At 49.4% G+C, this 16,818-nt stretch carries 17 protein-coding genes; 5 read left to right on the plus strand and 12 right to left on the minus strand.

The annotated features are described in order from the left end of the window. Positions 1-87 precede the first annotated feature (87 nt). The 7 genes from hflX to AC4PME_RS16745 all read right to left on the minus strand — a co-directional run bounded on the left by hflX (position 88) and on the right by AC4PME_RS16745 (position 7,832). Positions 88-1,377, minus strand: coding sequence for a ribosome rescue GTPase HflX (gene hflX, locus AC4PME_RS16715; RefSeq protein WP_119499853.1), 1,290 nt, complete (start codon positions 1,375-1,377; stop codon positions 88-90). Positions 1,378-1,394: 17 nt separating this feature from the next. Continuing rightward, positions 1,395-1,649, minus strand: coding sequence for an RNA chaperone Hfq (gene hfq / locus AC4PME_RS16720; protein WP_119499852.1), 255 nt, complete (start codon positions 1,647-1,649; stop codon positions 1,395-1,397). Positions 1,650-1,729: 80 nt separating this feature from the next. Continuing rightward, positions 1,730-2,662, minus strand: coding sequence for a tRNA (adenosine(37)-N6)-dimethylallyltransferase MiaA (miaA, locus tag AC4PME_RS16725; RefSeq protein ID WP_491046554.1), 933 nt, complete (start codon positions 2,660-2,662; stop codon positions 1,730-1,732). Beyond that, a complete protein-coding gene (mutL, locus tag AC4PME_RS16730) occupies positions 2,659-4,434 on the minus strand; it encodes a DNA mismatch repair endonuclease MutL (protein WP_491046553.1) in 1,776 nt (591 codons plus the stop codon). The genes miaA and mutL overlap by 4 nt, the downstream gene beginning before the upstream one ends. A 19-nt stretch (positions 4,435-4,453) precedes the next feature. After that, positions 4,454-5,788: an N-acetylmuramoyl-L-alanine amidase gene (locus AC4PME_RS16735; RefSeq protein WP_474843550.1), complete on the minus strand. Its 1,335-nt coding sequence runs from the start codon at positions 5,786-5,788 to the stop codon at positions 4,454-4,456. Positions 5,789-5,829: 41 nt separating this feature from the next. After that, positions 5,830-6,312: a tRNA (adenosine(37)-N6)-threonylcarbamoyltransferase complex ATPase subunit type 1 TsaE gene (gene tsaE, locus AC4PME_RS16740; protein ID WP_491046552.1), complete on the minus strand. Its 483-nt coding sequence runs from the start codon at positions 6,310-6,312 to the stop codon at positions 5,830-5,832. A 20-nt stretch (positions 6,313-6,332) separates the two neighbouring features. Next, positions 6,333-7,832: an NAD(P)H-hydrate dehydratase gene (locus AC4PME_RS16745; protein WP_491529660.1), complete on the minus strand. Its 1,500-nt coding sequence runs from the start codon at positions 7,830-7,832 to the stop codon at positions 6,333-6,335. Positions 7,833-7,839: 7 nt separating this feature from the next. Between AC4PME_RS16745 and queG the strand changes: the two genes are divergently transcribed. Further along, positions 7,840-8,982, plus strand: coding sequence for a tRNA epoxyqueuosine(34) reductase QueG (gene queG / locus AC4PME_RS16750; protein WP_491046550.1), 1,143 nt, complete (start codon positions 7,840-7,842; stop codon positions 8,980-8,982). Between the two features lie 30 nt (positions 8,983-9,012). Here the strand turns inward: queG and hemE are convergent, their stop codons facing one another. Both hemE and nudC read right to left on the minus strand, forming a co-directional pair. Beyond that, positions 9,013-10,104, minus strand: coding sequence for a uroporphyrinogen decarboxylase (gene hemE / locus AC4PME_RS16755; protein WP_491046549.1), 1,092 nt, complete (start codon positions 10,102-10,104; stop codon positions 9,013-9,015). A gap of 265 nt (positions 10,105-10,369) precedes the next feature. Then, positions 10,370-11,203: an NAD(+) diphosphatase gene (gene nudC, locus AC4PME_RS16760; RefSeq protein WP_491046548.1), complete on the minus strand. Its 834-nt coding sequence runs from the start codon at positions 11,201-11,203 to the stop codon at positions 10,370-10,372. A 212-nt stretch (positions 11,204-11,415) separates the two neighbouring features. Here nudC and AC4PME_RS16765 point away from each other — a divergent pair, with 212 nt between their 5' ends. From AC4PME_RS16765 to AC4PME_RS16780, 4 genes are all read left to right on the plus strand, one after another. After that, positions 11,416-11,889, plus strand: coding sequence for a transcriptional repressor (locus AC4PME_RS16765; RefSeq protein ID WP_119499844.1), 474 nt, complete (start codon positions 11,416-11,418; stop codon positions 11,887-11,889). Beyond that, positions 11,879-12,343: a chemotaxis protein CheX gene (locus AC4PME_RS16770; protein WP_119499843.1), complete on the plus strand. Its 465-nt coding sequence runs from the start codon at positions 11,879-11,881 to the stop codon at positions 12,341-12,343. The genes AC4PME_RS16765 and AC4PME_RS16770 overlap by 11 nt, the downstream gene beginning before the upstream one ends. Then, a complete protein-coding gene (locus AC4PME_RS16775; protein WP_474843563.1) occupies positions 12,333-12,767 on the plus strand; it encodes a secondary thiamine-phosphate synthase enzyme YjbQ in 435 nt (144 codons plus the stop codon). The genes AC4PME_RS16770 and AC4PME_RS16775 overlap by 11 nt, the downstream gene beginning before the upstream one ends. A 108-nt stretch (positions 12,768-12,875) precedes the next feature. After that, a complete protein-coding gene (locus AC4PME_RS16780) occupies positions 12,876-14,006 on the plus strand; it encodes an OmpA family protein (RefSeq protein ID WP_119499841.1) in 1,131 nt (376 codons plus the stop codon). A gap of 109 nt (positions 14,007-14,115) precedes the next feature. Here AC4PME_RS16780 and dnaB read toward each other — a convergent pair whose 3' ends face one another. The 3 genes from dnaB to AC4PME_RS16795 form a co-directional block, all read right to left on the minus strand. After that, complete coding sequence (gene dnaB, locus AC4PME_RS16785; RefSeq protein ID WP_119503267.1) at positions 14,116-15,504, minus strand: replicative DNA helicase; 1,389 nt, start codon at positions 15,502-15,504, stop codon at positions 14,116-14,118. A gap of 73 nt (positions 15,505-15,577) precedes the next feature. After that, positions 15,578-16,072: a hypothetical protein gene (locus tag AC4PME_RS16790; protein ID WP_491046547.1), complete on the minus strand. Its 495-nt coding sequence runs from the start codon at positions 16,070-16,072 to the stop codon at positions 15,578-15,580. A 154-nt stretch (positions 16,073-16,226) separates the two neighbouring features. Beyond that, on the minus strand, positions 16,227-16,818 hold a 592-nt coding region (locus tag AC4PME_RS16795), incomplete at its 5' end, for a DUF4097 family beta strand repeat-containing protein (protein WP_491529662.1).

The following is a 16,818-nucleotide window of genomic DNA, read 5'->3' on the forward strand; positions in this document are numbered from 1 at the left end:
TCGATACCTGAATATGCTGCCCGCGATGAACAGCCGTTCAATTATTTTGGGATCTGATTTTAAAATCTGTCGTTACGAATCTGTCGTTTAATGATGTACCACATATCCGGACAAGCCGTCATCAAGGCGTTTTTCTAACCGGTTCCAGTCACTGGTCGGCATTCTTACATCCACTACCCAGTCACCGCCGTCGTCATAGGCCTCATTTGCGATACAATTTAAATCATACAACACCCCGCGCAATTTGCTTTGCGCCGGGGGGATCCGCAGTGTGTAACTTACCATGCTCTGTCCTAAGCAATCGGTAAGTGCTTTACTCAATAAATCGAGCCCCTCTCCGGAATGAGCAGACACCCATACACGAACAGGTACACCCTCGTCGTCTCTATCTATACGCGGTGATATTTCATCAAGTTTATCAATCTTATTACAGATTATTAATTGTTGAATATCATCTGCTTCAATTTCTTCAAGCACCGCATTCACTTCATCCATCGTTTCACGGTAGTTTGCTTCTGCCACATCAACAACATGGAGCAGTAAATCCGCTTCCTGTGTTTCCTGTAACGTGGCTTTAAATGCTGCAACCAGATCGTGAGGGAGATGACGGATAAACCCGACGGTATCTGCCAGAATAGCCGGCCCCACATCCTGCAAGTCAATTTTGCGCAGAGTAGGATCCAGCGTGGCAAACAGCTGGTCAGCTGCATACACGTGGGAATTTGTGATGGTATTAAATAACGTCGATTTCCCTGCGTTGGTATAACCAACCAAAGAAACCGTGGGAATTTCGGCACGTTTGCGCGATCTGCGCCCTTGCTCACGTTGTTTCTGTACTTTCTCCAGCCTGCGGAGAATGGCCTTAATCCGGCCGCGTAACAACCGGCGGTCAGTTTCGAGCTGTGTTTCACCCGGACCACGCAGACCTATCCCGCCTTTCTGGCGCTCAAGGTGTGTCCATCCACGAATTAACCGGGTAGAAATATGTCGAAGCTGTGCCAGTTCCACCTGTAACTTACCTTCATGTGTCCGGGCACGTTGTGCGAAGATATCGAGGATAAGGCCGGTACGATCTAAGACCCGGCATTTGCAGATGGCTTCGAGATTCCGCTCTTGAGACGGCGATAACGCATGATTGAAAATCACTACATTAGCATCATGCGCTTTCACAGAAGCAGCAATCTCTTCGGCTTTACCAGAACCAACGAAATACTTAGCATGTGGAGCACTGCGCGACGTCGTAAGTACGTCTACCGCATTCACTCCCGCAGAAGATACGAGCAATTCAAGCTCGGCGAGATCTTCTTTGCTGTTCTCGTCAGCAAAATTTACATGAACAAGAATAGCCTGTTCACCGGCTTCATAACGGTCAAACAAGCAATGTACCTTTTAAATTATTCACTTTTACTATTTTCAGCATCCCCTTGGGTTGAGCTAGGCATAGTGATAGCACGTGATGGTACAACCGTTGAAATGGCATGCTTGTAAACCATCTGGCTAACTGTGTTTTTCAACAGAATCACGAACTGGTCGAACGATTCCACTTGCCCCTGAAGTTTGATCCCATTTACCAGATAAATGGATACGGGAATACGCTCTTTTCTTAACGCATTCAAGAATGGGTCTTGTAGTGATTGCCCTTTAGCCATTTGATATCCTTAGTTTTTATTATTTCCATGGCAAACATATACGTTTGCCACCGCGCTTAATGTATAACACAATCCAACACTTAAAGTGTGATTTTTGACAAAATATTCGTCAAATTATGGTTAGCAAACGTGTCAAGCCAGTGCAGTTCCGGCCAGCCTCTTAACCAGGTCAGTTGCCGTTTTGCAAGTTGACGCGTTGCAATAATACCTTTCTCACGCATTTCTGCATAGTCGAGTTGCCCTTGTAAATACTGCCACGCCTGACGGTATCCTACTGAACGTATAGAGGGTAAATCTTCATGAAGATCACCCCGGGCAAACAATGTCTTTACTTCATCAATGAAGCCATCTTCAAGCATCATATCGAACCGCTGTTCAATACGACCGTGTAACACTGCTCTGTCTTCCGGTGCTATCGCAAATTGCGTCACCTGAAAAGGACATGGCTCGCCTTTTTCGGCCTGCCAGTCAGTGAGACTGCGGCCGGTTGACCGGTAAACCTCAAGCGCCCGTGTTACACGCTGCGGATCATTCGGGTGAATGCGGGCGCCACTTACAGGGTCTACACGAGATAATTCATCGTGTAAGGCTTGCCATCCATGCGCCCCGGCATCCCGGACAATGCCCGCTCTCACCTCATCGTCAGACTTAGGTAAGGGCGAAATACCATTTATCAAGGCATTAAAGTACATCATCGTACCACCCACCAGCACCGGCAGTTTGCCACGCTGATGGATATCGTTAACCAGCGAAATAACATCGCGGCGGAATTCCGCCACGGAATACGTTTCAGACGGATCGATAATATCAATCAGCCAGTGTGGCGCCAGCGCCTGTTCTTCCGCGGTCGGCTTTGCCGTACCGATGTCCATGCCTTTATACACCAGCGCTGAGTCAACACTGATAATTTCACACGGTACGCTTTGTGACAGCTCCAGCGCCAGACCTGTTTTACCGGAAGCGGTAGGCCCCATAATACTTACGACGGGCTTCATATTCTGACTTTCACTCATTCCGGCCACGTCTCTATTAATCTGTCTGCAGGCTGGCTGCGCCCCTGTTGCTCCAGCACGGTAATCTGTTCGCTGACAGGCATCGATTCAAATCCGTGCCACACTGCTGTAAGAATATCAGCCGGTACGGTTGTCACTGATATTAAAGACTTTAGCACATCATTCAGGTTCTGCCCGCCGGAAGTCAGCATGACAGGAAACCAGTTCACCCAGGGAAAATGTCTGCATCCTGAAGGTGCCTGTTGTAACCGGTATTTACCTGCCACCAGACTGATTTCAAAGTGGTGATCCTGCAAAACCTCAACGGTTTGTTCACTTACATTCGTGTTGGCCACTGATACCGGCATCAGCAATGGTTGCGATGTGCCGGCCAGCTCAATTTGAGCCGCCACCCATTGGGCGATTATAGCGTTTACAGATAAAAGCAAACAGTTGTTTTTATGACAGTAAATTCTTACATATTCATTTAACTGCAAGAATGATAACGCAGAGGTCTCCTGCGTATCAATGTGTGAGCTGAGCAAAGTGCTGTAGCGCTGCCCGTAATCAGCCACCGTTGCAGCAGGCACCGGTGCACTGCGGTGACGGCCCGTTCCTCCTGCCGCCCCGCTTCCATGATAGCGTCCCTGTGCAGAGCGCGGCACGGATTGCGTTGCTGTTGTGCTGTATCCGTTATTTTCCGGGGAATGCCCCTGATGCGTACCCTGCGGCTGCGCCGGAGTAAGGGGGCGGATGTAATCGTGTTCCGGCTCATCAAACTGTGCTGTTTCACCGGTGTCACCGTCACTGAGCGCGTCAGCCACAGCCTTACAGATAAAATCATGTACAAGGCGGCTTTGCTGAAAGCGGACTTCATGTTTAGCCGGATGCACATTCACATCCACATCACGGGGATCAACGGTCAGGTAAACCACAAAAGACGGTTGTTCCAGCACACCCCACACACTTTCATAAGCCTGACGGATTGCGTGCAGGATGAGTTTGTCCCGCATACCCCGGCCGTTTACAAAACTGAACTGGCTGTCGGTACTGCTTCTTAGCATGGTCTCATTGCCCAGCCAGGCTTCAAGTGTCATGCCGTCATAGCCGGTTTTCACGTAAACCGCGTTGCTCAGAAACTTTTGCCCCATTACCGCACTGATACGGCGGGTCAGAGGATCAGCTGACGAAGCCTGATAACGCTTTGTCATCTTGCCGTTGTGTTTAAGCAAAAAGGATACGTCGGGATGGCTGAGTGCGATCCGGCGTACTACATCTTCGATATGTTGATATTCGGTTTTTTCAGTGCGCAAGAATTTGCGTCTTGCCGGCGTATTGTAAAACAAATCAGCTACGTCGATAGTGGTGCCATTCGGATGGGCAACCGGGTTCACGGTGACCTCCATGTCACGACCTTCACAGTGAGCCTGCCATGCCTGTTCCTGATCTTCCGGTCTGGAAGTCAGAGTAAGCCTGCTGACGGAACTGATACTGGCCAGTGCTTCACCGCGGAACCCTAACGACATGATTTGTTCGAGATCATCCAGCGTTGCAATTTTACTGGTTGCATGGCGGCTGAGCGCCAGGGGTAATTCGTCTTTACAGATGCCGCCACCGTTGTCACGCAATCTGATACGCTTATGCCCGCCTTTTTCAATATCCAGTTCGATACGTGTGGCACCGGCGTCGAGACTGTTCTCAATCAGTTCTTTAACAACAGACGCAGGTCTTTCTACCACTTCGCCGGCAGCGATTTGGTTCGCTAACTGCGGTGGGAGTAGCTGTATAGGCAAAGGAATTCCAGACTTTGTTTCAGGTTCTCGGGATGGTCAGTTCCTGACCAATCTGTACGGTGTCGCCGCTAAGGTTATTTGCCGCTTTAATGGTACTGATTTTGACATTGTAACGTTGCGCCAGCAAGGACAATGACTCACCACTGCGAACCTTATGAATTAAATTACGGGATTTTTGTGAAGCCCATAAAGTACCGTCCGGCGGGACCTGACGAAAATACGTCTTGATTGCCTCAAACATTGAGGTGGCCAGCCGCTCGCGGTATTCACTCCAGTTCAGGTTCTTTTCTTCCTGCGGATTACTGATAAAACCGGTTTCTACCAGGATTGACGGAATATCCGGCGCTGTCAGAACGGCGAGACTGGCCGCCTGCGGAGAAGACTTGTGCATACGTGTTACGCCACGCAACTCTTTTATCACTTTCTGACTGAGGTCGTAGCTGGCTGACATAGAATGATCCATGGACAGACCGAGAATGGTCTCTGCCAGATAACGTTCGCTGGCGTTATCAGAAATTACTTCTGCTGCGCCGCCCAGTAATTCAGAATGCTGTTCGGTTCTTTCCAGCCAGCGACCCAGTTCAGTATCAGCACGGCGCATTGACAATACCCACACCGATCCGCCTCTCGGACCGGCTGTGGTAAAGGCATCAGCGTGTATTGAAATCAGTAAGTCAGCTTTACTTTTGCGGGCGATTTCAGGCCGGCGGTTCAGCCCGACGTAATAATCGCCTTCCCGTGTCATTACTGCACGCATGCCGGATTCCGCATTAACCAGTTTTTCAAGGTATTTGGCAATACTCAGGGTAATGTGTTTTTCGTAAGTACCGGCACGGCCGATAGAACCGGGGTCATTACCGCCGTGACCCGCATCAATGGCAACAATAATATCGCGGTCGCGACTGTTGTTTTTCGTATCCAGCACGACGGAAGTAGACGCCAGCGGCGCAGCGGGGCCGGGGTTCGGATCAATTAAATCAACCACCAGGCGGTGTCCGTAGGGACCATCTGGCTCAACAGGAAAAATGGAAGGCTTTGCCTTTCTCGCCATTTCGATAACGATGCGGGCTGACTGACTGTTCTTTGGTGTTGAGTGGCGCACCCGCTTCACCAGGTCACCGGTGATATCAGCCTGTGACAGGTCACTGCCGTTATCAGTATCCGCAAGATCAATAACCAGTCTGGCAGGGTTGTCTAAAGAAAAATAGGTAAATTCAGGCGCCGTTTTAAGATCAAGCACAACGCGGGTCCTGTCACCGGAAGGTGCAGCCCTGACTCCGCTAATCTGGTTTTGCGCCCAGGCAGCGCATGCCAGTGACCACAAACAGATTGTGTAAACGATTACGCGCAACATATTTCGCCCTGAAAATTTCCTTTCGTCAGCTTTTTTATTTTTTATGGGGCACTCAGTGCACAAACAACAGCATCACCGGCCGCTGATTTCGCGGCAATGTGCAATGTCCGCACATCATCATGTGAGTTAATACTAATCACTAAATCCGCAGATGCCAAGAATTCGGCCCCCTTTTGCGGCCATTCGATCAGACAAACGTTCTTTTCGCCGAAGTAATCACGGATCCCCATGAATTCCAGTTCTTCAGGATCCGCCAGACGGTACAGATCAAAGTGATAAACAGATACTTCGTCCAGTTCGTAAGGTTCCACCAGGGTATAGGTGGGACTTTTTACGTGCCCCGCGTGACCGAGTGTTTGAATGAAAAAGCGGGAAAATGTCGTTTTGCCGGCGCCCAGGTCGCCTTCCAGATAAATCACCAGGCCGGCTGGCAGCCTGCTCTTAACAGCGCTGGCTAATTGCTCTGAAATTTTTTGTGTGGCTTCCGGTGAATCTGACCGGAAAACATGTTCTGCGTACGACATAAACTCTGCTTCAACAAATACTACTGGTTGATGAGCACCCTGACGGCGTCAAATAAATCGCTGGCAATCATACCACGTTGGCCGTACAAGTCAGCCAGATCATCACCGGCTTTAGCATGCACTGTGACACCATATTTTGCAGCGATATCCCGTGACAGCCCCTGCGCTAGCAGCGCTCCAAGAATACCACTGAGCACATCACCGCTACCCGCTGTTGCCATACTCGGATTACCGTGTTTACTTACCCAGGTAGACCGCTCGTTATCAATAATGGTTCCCGCGCCTTTCAACACACAGGTGGCATGATAACGCTGGGCGCATTGTCTGGCATAGTTAAAACGCTCGGCTTCCACGTCATCCACAGACACACCCAGAAGGCGCGCCGCTTCTCCGGCATGTGGCGTTAAAATACAGTCATTAATGGTATATGCAGTGGCCTGACGGCTGAGCAGATTCAACGCGTCGGCATCCAGCACCATCGGCTTCGGATGAGTCTGACAATGCTTCATCACCGTTTGAAATACAGTTTCTGCCCAGTCATCCTGCCCCAGACCGGGTCCGATCACCACGCAGGTCGCCCAGCTCAATGCATCTTCCAGGTTTTCATCTGTCACCATCAGCTCCGGACGACCGGCGCTGACCTGAATGGTTGACGCTTCATGGGTATAAACCCGCACCATACCGGCACCGCTGCGCAACGCAGCTTCACTGGACAGACGGATTGCCCCGGCAGTGCCTTTATTGCCGCCAACGCACAATAACCGGCCGTATGTACCTTTGTGACTGTGTACCGCACGTGGCCCCATACCGCGGAACTGTTCGATATCCAGTAAGCTGGCTGACGAACGGGCGAGTTCAGAGAAGGCTTTACCGATTCCCAGGTCATCGTAAACTAACTTACCGCAGGACTGCTTACCGGCACCGGTAGACAAGCCGGGTTTGATACCCACGAATGTGACGGTGACATCAGCTTCAATACAGCGACCTAATGACTGACCGGTATTGGCATCCAGACCGGAGGGCACATCGATACTGACCACCGGAATAGTATGAGCGTTAATGGCATCAATAATGTCAGCAAATTCATTGCGGATATAACTGGTGATTCCGGTACCCAGCATGGCGTCGACAACCAGTCCCGCTTTATCCAGCAAGCCTTTATCAAAGACTTCAATTTTACCGCCGGCATCAAGCCAGCGTTTTTGTGCCCGGCCAGCATCGCCTTCAAGAATACGGTGAGGTTCGACGGCGCACACATGCACCTGCTTGCCTGCTTCTTTCGCTTTCAGTGCAGCGATATAACCGTCGCCGGCATTGTTGCCCTGCCCTACCATCACAAGATAAACGTGGGTGTTTGGCAGCAGGCTCTGACACTGACGGAATACCGAAGCACCTGCACGCTCCATCAGGGTAGCCAGATCGCAGCCGGATTGCTCCGCTGCGGCCTGTTCGTGTTCTCTTACCTGTTCGGCGCGAAAGAGTTTATGTGATAAGCTTGTCGCGAGTTTAGTATCCAGCATAGTTTCCATGTCCGCGTTGCAATCAATCGATCTCAGTAGATTAACAAACGATATCAAGGCTTGGGGCCGCGCGCTAGGTTTTCAGCATGTGGGTATCAGTGATGTTGATCTCAGTCAGCATGAAGAGAAGTTGATGGCATGGCTGGAAAAGGGTTATCACGGTGATATGGAATATATGGCCGCGCACGGCACCAAAAGGGCCCGGCCCGCAGAGTTACTGCCCGGCACCGTGAGAGTCATCAGTGTACGCATGGACTATCTTCCTCCGGATGCGTCTTTTGCCCGCCATCTTTCTGATGATCAGATTGGTTATGTCAGCCGGTACGCGCTTGGCCGTGACTACCACAAAGTACTGCGGCAACGTCTGAAACAACTGGGTGAAAAAATATCTGCGCAGTTTGAGGATGCGCAATGGCGGCCTTTTGTCGACTCCGCACCGGTGCTGGAACACGCTATTGCTGAAAAGGCCGGTACCGGCTGGACAGGTAAACACTCCCTCACTATCAGTAAAGAAGCCGGCTCCTGGTTTTTTCTCGGCGAGTTGTTCATCAACCTGCCGCTGCCTGTAGACGAGCCGGTAGAAGAAGGATGCGGCAGTTGTACTGCCTGCCTGACGATTTGCCCCACACAAGCCATCGTCGCGCCTTATACCGTTGATGCCAGAAAGTGCATTTCTTATCTCACCATTGAAAACAACGGGCCGATTCCGGAAACATATCGTCCTCTGATGGGGAACCGCATATACGGCTGTGATGACTGTCAGCTGGTGTGTCCATGGAACCGCTATGCTTCAATTACAGAAGAAACAGACTTCCACGCCCGCAAGCAATTGCACGGTCAGCCACTGACCACCCTGTTTGCCTGGGATGAATCTACGTTCCTGAAGAATACTGAAGGCTCACCTATACGGCGGATAGGGCATGAAAAATGGTTACGTAATATTGCCGTTGCCATGGGCAACGCATCGGCCAGTGAAGCCATTGTGTCGGCTCTTGAAGGTCGTTCGGGAAGTGTGTCAGAGATGGTTCAGGAACACATTGACTGGGCGCTGACACAACAGGCAGGGAAGCAAGACAGGGAAACAGTCAGCAACCGGCAACAGCAGCGTCTCACCCGGGTAATAAAAAAAGGGCTGCCGCGTGATGCGTAGCCCTTTCTAAAAAGTAAAACAGCGTCGTCTTTATTTGTGGTACTGACGACTCAGACGGTGAACCGCATCAACAAAAACGCCGGCATGCTCAGGCGGCACGTCCAGATGGATACCATGGCCTAAATTAAACACATGCCCTGAGCCTTCACCGAAGCCGGCCAGAATGCCCGCCACTTCCTCTTCAATACGCGCTGGTGGCGCGTACAGCATGGACGGATCCATATTGCCCTGCAACGCGACTTTATCCCCCACGCGGGCTTTGGCATCTGCAATATCAATTGTCCAGTCCAGACCAACTGCATCACAACCTGTCGCAGCAATTGCTTCCAGCCACATGCCACCGTTTTTTGTAAACAGAGTCACCGGCACCCGGCGCCCATCACTTTCACGGGTCAGCCCTTCGACAATACGCGCCATATACTGTAGAGAAAATTCTTTGTAATCCCGCGGCGAAAGTACACCACCCCAGGTATCGAAAATCATCACAGACTGCGCGCCCGCAGCAATCTGGGCATTCAGATAACTGGTGACAGAGTCGGCAAGTTTGCCCAGCAGCGCATGCAGTATCGCGGGCTCTGCGAATGCCATTTTCTTAATTTTCGTAAATGCCTTGCTTGATCCGCCTTCTACCATATAAGTAGCCAGCGTCCAGGGACTGCCTGAGAAACCGATAAGCGGTACTTCACCTTTTAATTCTCTGCGGATGGTGCGCACAGCATTCATCACATACTGAAGCTCCCCTTCGGGATCAGGGATACCAATTTTGTCCACATCCGCTTTTGATGTAACCGGATTTTTAAAACGCGGGCCTTCTCCGGCTTCGAAATACAGACCTAATCCCATTGCATCAGGAATCGTCAGGATATCTGAAAATAAAATCGCAGCATCCAGAGGAAAGCGACGCAGAGGTTGTAAAGTCACTTCACAAGCCAGTTCTGCATTTTTGCATAACGACATAAAGTCACCGGCTTCAGCACGGGTTGCTTTATATTCAGGCAAATAACGACCGGCCTGTCGCATCATCCAAACCGGCGTTACATCAACAGGTTGCTTCAGCAATGCGCGTAAATATCTGTCATTTTTCAGCGCCGGACGCGCTGTGGAAGGGCTGTTAGCCGTCATGCATTTCCTCTGGTTTCAATACTGATTCTGGCGGGAGTATAGCAATAAATAAGGTTGAAACGGCGGTCACAGATCAAGTAATCACAGTTTTTGACACCAAATGGCATAAAAATAACCAAAAGTATAAGACTTTAGTCTTGCTACTTAAGTACATGTCGATAATAATAGACACAACATAAAGAAGCCCTTTAATTTTGTTTAACATCATTAAAAGGGACCGACGCACAATCCTGAGGCCCCGCATCGCGGGGCTTTTTATTATCTGCTAACCGCCTTTGTGCTTATTCAGCACCGCCTCAATAAGACGTCCTGCAATAGATAATTTGGGCGGAATATCCGGCAGTGCGTCAATATCGAACCACTGCGCATCCACGATTTCTCCTTCTTCGGGCACAATGTCACCACTTTCATATTCTGCCAGATAACCCATCATTAACGAGTGGGGGAATGGCCAGGGCTGACTGTCAAAGTAAGTGAGATTTTTCACCTTTACGCCCACTTCCTCTTCGACTTCCCTGTGTACTGCCTGCTCGAGGCTCTCACCACTTTCGACAAATCCGGCAATGGTAGAATACATATTGGTATCTTTATGCCTCACCCCTTTAGCCAGCAAAATCTGATTCTGCCGGTAAATAGCAACAATAATGCAAGGCGAGATACGGGGATAAACACGGTGCTTGCACTGATGGCACTGCATCGCCATTTCCCAGTCAACCTGTTCCATCTTAGCCCCGCACTGACCGCAATAGCGATGAGTGCGCAGAAAATGCACATACTGCCAGGCTCTGGCCAGAACATTAAATTGCTCATCAGTACCAGCCGCCAGTAAGGTGCGCAGGGATGTCAGTTCCCAGTCATCCTGTTCAATGTGCTCTGCCCCCGTATCAATAATGTAGACAGGCGCGCCCACAGCGTGATGTTCTGAAAGCGGCGGCAGTTCCACAATGCTGGCCTGATGATGAGCAATAAACTCCAGTGCAGACCAGCCGCCCAGATAAAGTGAAGTAGTGGATTTAGGAACGAGTATTTTATCGCGGCTGAATATCAGCCAGTGTGCCTGAGCAGATTGCAACTGCCGGTCAGATACCGCTTTGATCATTGAACATACCCCGGTGGGCGCTGAGAATGCCGCCCAGTTTAGTTTTTTTACACAACAATTTACAGTAAATGCATTTCACTCACCGCGATATCATTGTTAAGGTACGGGCCAATGTTATACTGAGAATAGAAATCAGATGCATTGAACGCAGTCTGCTGTTTAATCGCATGATCACCAGACAAAAAAAATCAGACGTTTGCCGGTAAAACATCATGAATAGTACTACCCTCATTAATAAAGCCCGTGCCTATTGTGAACAACGGGGAGCAAGATTCACCCCTCTGCGGGAAAAAGTATATGAAATCTTGCTGGGTAAACACGGGCCTATGGGGGCGTATGAATTACTTGATGCCCTCAAGGAAACGGAATCAAGCGCAAAACCGGCCACGGTATACCGTGCACTGGATTTTCTGCTGGAATTCGGTTTCATTCACCGGCTGGAATCGACCAATGCTTTTGTTGCCTGTCATCATTTTGGTTGTCACCATCCGGTACAGTTCCTAATTTGCGACAGTTGCGGTGATGTTGCCGAGATACAGTCAGAAGGGCTGCAGGAAACGCTGGACAGTCAGGCAAAACAGCACGGATTCAAAGTATCAAAGCAAACAATTGAAGCTCACGGCCTTTGTGCAGATTGTCAGGATGCAGAAAGTGCGGAGCTTGAGGAAAAAAATCATGAATGTTGAGTTTGTTAATCCTTTCATCAATGGTTTACTGAATGTCATGGAAACCATGGCACAAACCACGTTAAAGCCCGGAAAACCCAAGAGAAAACAAAGTGATGTTGCTCAGGGCGACGTTTCAGGATTAATTGGCATGGTGGGCCCGCAGGTAAAAGGGTCAATGTCGATTACGTTTGATGAAGGTCTCGCGCTGACCATTATGGAGCGTATGGTGGGCGAACGTCCGGAGAAACTGGATGCGGAAGTGGGCGACATGGTGGGTGAAGTAACCAACATGATTTGCGGCAACGCAAAACGGGATCTTGCTGAAAAGGGCTTTGATTTTGGTATGGCTACGCCTATCGTTGTATCCGGAAAGCAACACACCATCAGTCATCAGGTAGATGGTGCAAAGCTCATTATGCCATTTATGTGTGATGCGGGTCTGGCGCATATGGAAATCTGCTTTGACAAGTAACTGGCATCAGCAGGAATTCTCTCTCCCCGCTTTCAGGCGGGGTTTTCATTTAATTACCTCCCACGTAGAGCGCGCCCTGCCTGAACTTCACAATGTAAAGATTGGGCAATTGCACCTCTGGCTACAGCACACCAGTGCTAGTCTGACTATTAATGAAAATGCAGATCCGTCGGTAAGAAGTGATCTGGAAGCGTGGTTTAACCATACTGTACAGGAAAGCACGGCATATTTTACACATACCTATGAAGGAAGTGATGATATGCCCGCACACATTAAGTCCAGTTTATTAGGATGTGAGGTAACAATTCCCGTTAAAAACGGGGAGTTACAACTTGGCACCTGGCAAGGCATAATTTTAGGCGAACATCGCAATTCTGGTGGCAACCGGCGCATCATAGCCACTTTGCAAGGAATTTGGCGATAATATTAGTTATTATCTATTTTATGCTCTTTTGTCTATTGGCACGGCGTGTGCTAAGAGCTATCATCCACCCGATTTTACTAATCACTCAACGTTATACAGGATGTGAAAATGAACAAAACTTTTAAATTTACTGCTCTTGCTTTTGCTGTTGCAGCATCTGCGAACGTAGCGGCTCAGGAAGACGGCAAGCCATTTGACAGCTGGTTAGGGCTGCATGGCATGTATTACAATACGGAAGAAACTAAGCCAGCACCGGATCTGATGGACGACGGTTTTGGTTTCGGTTTTGAATACGGCTGGCGTTTCGACGAGAGCTGGGCTGTGCGTGGTGAATATACTGTTCTGGATATGGACTACCAACAAGTGCTGGGTTCAAAAGACAGCATCTCTGGTCACATGTTCGGTGTTGACGCTTTATACTTCCTGCCAGATGACCTGTGGTACGTATTCGGTGGTGTTAAGCGCCAGCTGTTAGACGAAAACTACAACCTTGCCAATGTTGGTATTGGTAAACACTGGGACATCAATGACGACGTTAAGCTGACAACTGAAATCGCTGCTTACCGTGATTTTGATGATTCATACTACGATTACAGTGTAAAAGTAGGTCTGGCATTCCCGTTTGGCCAGTCTAAAACTTCAAGCTACAGCAAGCCAGCGCCTGTTGTAGACGGCGACAGCGACAATGACGGCGTACTGAACAGCATGGACCAGTGCCCTAACACGCCTGCCGGTACGCAAGTTGATTCTAAAGGTTGTGCTGTTATCGCGGACAGCGATAAAGACGGCGTAGCAGATGGTAAAGATCTGTGCCCTGACACACCAATGAACGACAAAGTTGATTCTGACGGTTGTACTGTATTTGATAAAGAAGAAGTTACGCACAACCTGCGTGTACTGTTCGCAAACGAAAGTGCTGAAGTTGCAGAACCTCACTCTGCTGACATCGAAGACTTCGTTGCTTTCTTCAAGCGCTACGGTAAAACTGAAGCGGTAATCGAAGGCCACGCATCTGCACCAGGTACCGAAAGCTATAACATGGAGCTGTCTGAGCGTCGTGCTGAAGCATTCAAAAATGTACTGGTTAACGAATATGGTATCGATGCATCACGTCTGAGCACTAAAGGTTTCGGTGAATCAGAACTGCTGATGGAAGGTAGCTCTGCAGAAGCTAACCGTGTAAACCGTCGTATCTCTATTCGCGTAACAGCGATTGTTGAAGTACCTGAAAAGCGTTAATTCAACAACTCAGATATTCAAAAGGCGCCTTACGGCGCCTTTTTTGTGTCTGTTTATCTGGCAAAGCAATTAAGCATTTCCGGTACGCACTCACCTTTCCCCGGGCTGATTAATACTCGTCATCAAATGCCGGACCGGCATAGTTATCAAAACGGGAGAACTGTCCCTGGAAGGTTAACCGGCTGGTTCCGATTGGACCGTTCCTTTGCTTACCGATGATGATCTCAGCAATACCTTTATACTCACTGTTCTCGTGATACACCTCATCACGGTAAATAAACATGATTAAGTCGGCATCCTGCTCGATTGAACCGGATTCACGCAAGTCAGAGTTCACCGGCCGCTTATCAGCACGCTGCTCCAAACTACGGTTCAGCTGTGACAGCGCCACGACAGGCACTTCCAGTTCTTTTGCCAGCGCTTTCAGTGAGCGGGAGATTTCAGCAATCTCCAACGTACGGTTATCACTTAATGAAGGTACACGCATAAGCTGAAGGTAATCCACCATGATCAGACTGATCCCCCCGCGCTCTCTGGCCAGCTTACGGGCACGGGAACGCACGTCCATGGGTGTCAGACCGGAGGAGTCATCAATAAACAGGTTATCTTTGTCTTTCAGCATAGCCATTGTATTGGATACCCTGGCCCACTCCTGATCGTCCAGCTGCGCAGTACGGATACGGGTTTGGTCGACACGGCTGAGTGATGCGAGCATACGCATCATGATTTGTTCCGACGGCATCTCAAGACTGAAAACCAGTACAGGTTTTGTTTCAGCCATCATAGCGTTTTCACATAAGTTCATGGCAAATGTGGTTTTACCCATCGAAGGACGGGCCGCGACAATGATTAAGTCGGAGGGCTGTAATCCACTGGTCTTCTTATCCAGATCACTGAAACCTGTGGTTACCCCGGTTACTTCTTTACTGGTTTCAATCAGCGACTCAAGCCGTTTGATGGTCTTATCCAGTACGGAGTCGACGTCACGGGGACCTTCATTTTCACCGGTACGCTTCTCGGCGATCTCAAATACTTTACTCTCGGCCATGTCGAGAATATCAGCACTGTCCCGGCCTTCGGGGTTGTATCCCACTTCTGCAATTTCGTGGGCTACACCAATAAGCTCCCGGGTAATTGCCCGTTCACTGACAATTTTCGCATAGGACGTCACGTTGGCAGAACTGGGGGTATTTTTGGCAAGCTCAGCCAGGTAAGCGAAACCACCGGCGTCTTCTAACTCATTGCGGTGTTCCAGGGCTTCTGAAACAGTGATCAAATCCACAGGCTGACTTTCGCCCAGCAATTTCAGAATAACTTTGAATATGACCTGGTGGGAATGATTATAAAAATCTGCGTCTGTAACCAGCTCTGCGACTTTATCCCAGCTCTCACGATCGATAAGCATACTGCCCAGCACCGCTTGTTCAGCTTCGATGCTGTGCGGCGGTACTTTCAGCTTTTCGACATTTTTGTCTTTTGAGGTGGAAACAGCTTTCACAATACGCACATCCAAAAATCAGGGATCTGATATTTTCCGTGAATCAGAGCGAAAAGCAATGCCTGAGGGCTTTTTATCCGGCGAATTGTTGCGGGTCAGGTCCGGCTTTTTCCATTTTAAAGAAAACCCCGTCCCACAGAGTAAACGCTTTGTCTTTACCGGCAACCAGTACTGACTGGCCGGGTACATGTTCCCCGTGGCAACTGACATCGAAACGGGCTACACGATTGGCAACAATGCCGAGTCTTTCAAACGACACATGATATTCTCGAAGAAAGTCATCGCTCGACAGGGAGGTTTCTTTCCACTCAGCAGGACCGCATTGAGTTTGTCCCAGGATCACGTTATCGGGGGTGTACTGAAACGACTGACCCAGCCACATTTCCGCCTGCTCAGGTAACATAGCACTAATGCCAGGTGTTACTGACGAGGTGATTACCCAGGTACCTTCCACACTGGCAGGTTCCTTCACGGCACAACTCATTAGTACTGAGCCTGCAGTTAAAAATAAGGCTGCAAACCAGGCTACCGGTGACCATCCTCTTGCGCTTAATCGACGCGCTGTCATCTACTTCTCCATAATTTTCATACGTATACGAATATGGGGGTATAAAGTTCAACGACAAGCCACATTACCTGCGGCTTATCGTCGTTTCCGGATAGTTAGTCTTTTAGCCAGAGGATTCGTTCAGTTTATTTACATAAAAATAACATCATAACCTTTACTCAACAATGAGTTCTCCATGAACCGTAGACATTTCTATTGTGGCTCTGCCCCCGTTTGCCGTAAATTCCAGCCATTCATTCGGACCATATTTCGCTGAAGATGGTTTATCTGCAGTAAGCCTGTTCACGATATCGCCACCGGCATGTGCCTGCATCTCCACCCTCGCAGACACACCTTTCTGCATTTTAAGATGCAGTGTTCCGCCAACTGACGAGGCATCCACATCCCCTTTCTCTGCCAGCGTTAAACTGGCAGTGATATCGCCGTTTACCGTAGTGAGAGAAAGCACGTCAATTTCAGACAGTTCCAGTTTGGCATCGCCGTTCACGGATTCCAGTTGCACATCAGGGCTGGACGTTTTCAGTTTGATATCACCGTTAACCGTGATGATCCGGGTGCTTTTATCCCCTTTATGATTGCCGGAAATGTTGCCATTTACTGTTTCAACCTGAAGCAGCCCTGAAACGTTATCCAGCTTAATATCTCCGTTCACTGATTCCAGTTTCACTTTACCGGCCAGATCCGACACATCGATATCGCCGTTGACCACATCGAACTGAACAGAATTAGTCAGCCTGCTGGCTTCC

This window comes from Alteromonas sp., from assembly GCF_984505615.1.

Bases quoted from the DNA above. Each gene is read 5' to 3' on its own strand.
- hfq (WP_119499852.1), bottom strand. From the start codon at position 1,649: ATGGCTAAAGGGCAATCACTACAAGACCCATTCTTGAATGCGTTAAGA.
- AC4PME_RS16770 (WP_119499843.1), top strand. From the start codon at position 11,879: ATGAATGTTGAGTTTGTTAATCCTTTCATCAATGGTTTACTGAATGTC.
- AC4PME_RS16780 (WP_119499841.1), top strand. From the start codon at position 12,876: ATGAACAAAACTTTTAAATTTACTGCTCTTGCTTTTGCTGTTGCAGCA.
- AC4PME_RS16745 (WP_491529660.1), bottom strand. From the start codon at position 7,832: ATGCTGGATACTAAACTCGCGACAAGCTTATCACATAAACTCTTTCGC.
- tsaE (WP_491046552.1), bottom strand. From the start codon at position 6,312: ATGTCGTACGCAGAACATGTTTTCCGGTCAGATTCACCGGAAGCCACA.
- hemE (WP_491046549.1), bottom strand. From the start codon at position 10,104: ATGACGGCTAACAGCCCTTCCACAGCGCGTCCGGCGCTGAAAAATGAC.
- AC4PME_RS16735 (WP_474843550.1), bottom strand. From the start codon at position 5,788: ATGTTGCGCGTAATCGTTTACACAATCTGTTTGTGGTCACTGGCATGC.
- queG (WP_491046550.1), top strand. From the start codon at position 7,840: ATGTCCGCGTTGCAATCAATCGATCTCAGTAGATTAACAAACGATATC.
- nudC (WP_491046548.1), bottom strand. From the start codon at position 11,203: ATGATCAAAGCGGTATCTGACCGGCAGTTGCAATCTGCTCAGGCACAC.
- AC4PME_RS16765 (WP_119499844.1), top strand. From the start codon at position 11,416: ATGAATAGTACTACCCTCATTAATAAAGCCCGTGCCTATTGTGAACAA.
- miaA (WP_491046554.1), bottom strand. From the start codon at position 2,662: ATGAGTGAAAGTCAGAATATGAAGCCCGTCGTAAGTATTATGGGGCCT.
- AC4PME_RS16790 (WP_491046547.1), bottom strand. From the start codon at position 16,072: ATGACAGCGCGTCGATTAAGCGCAAGAGGATGGTCACCGGTAGCCTGG.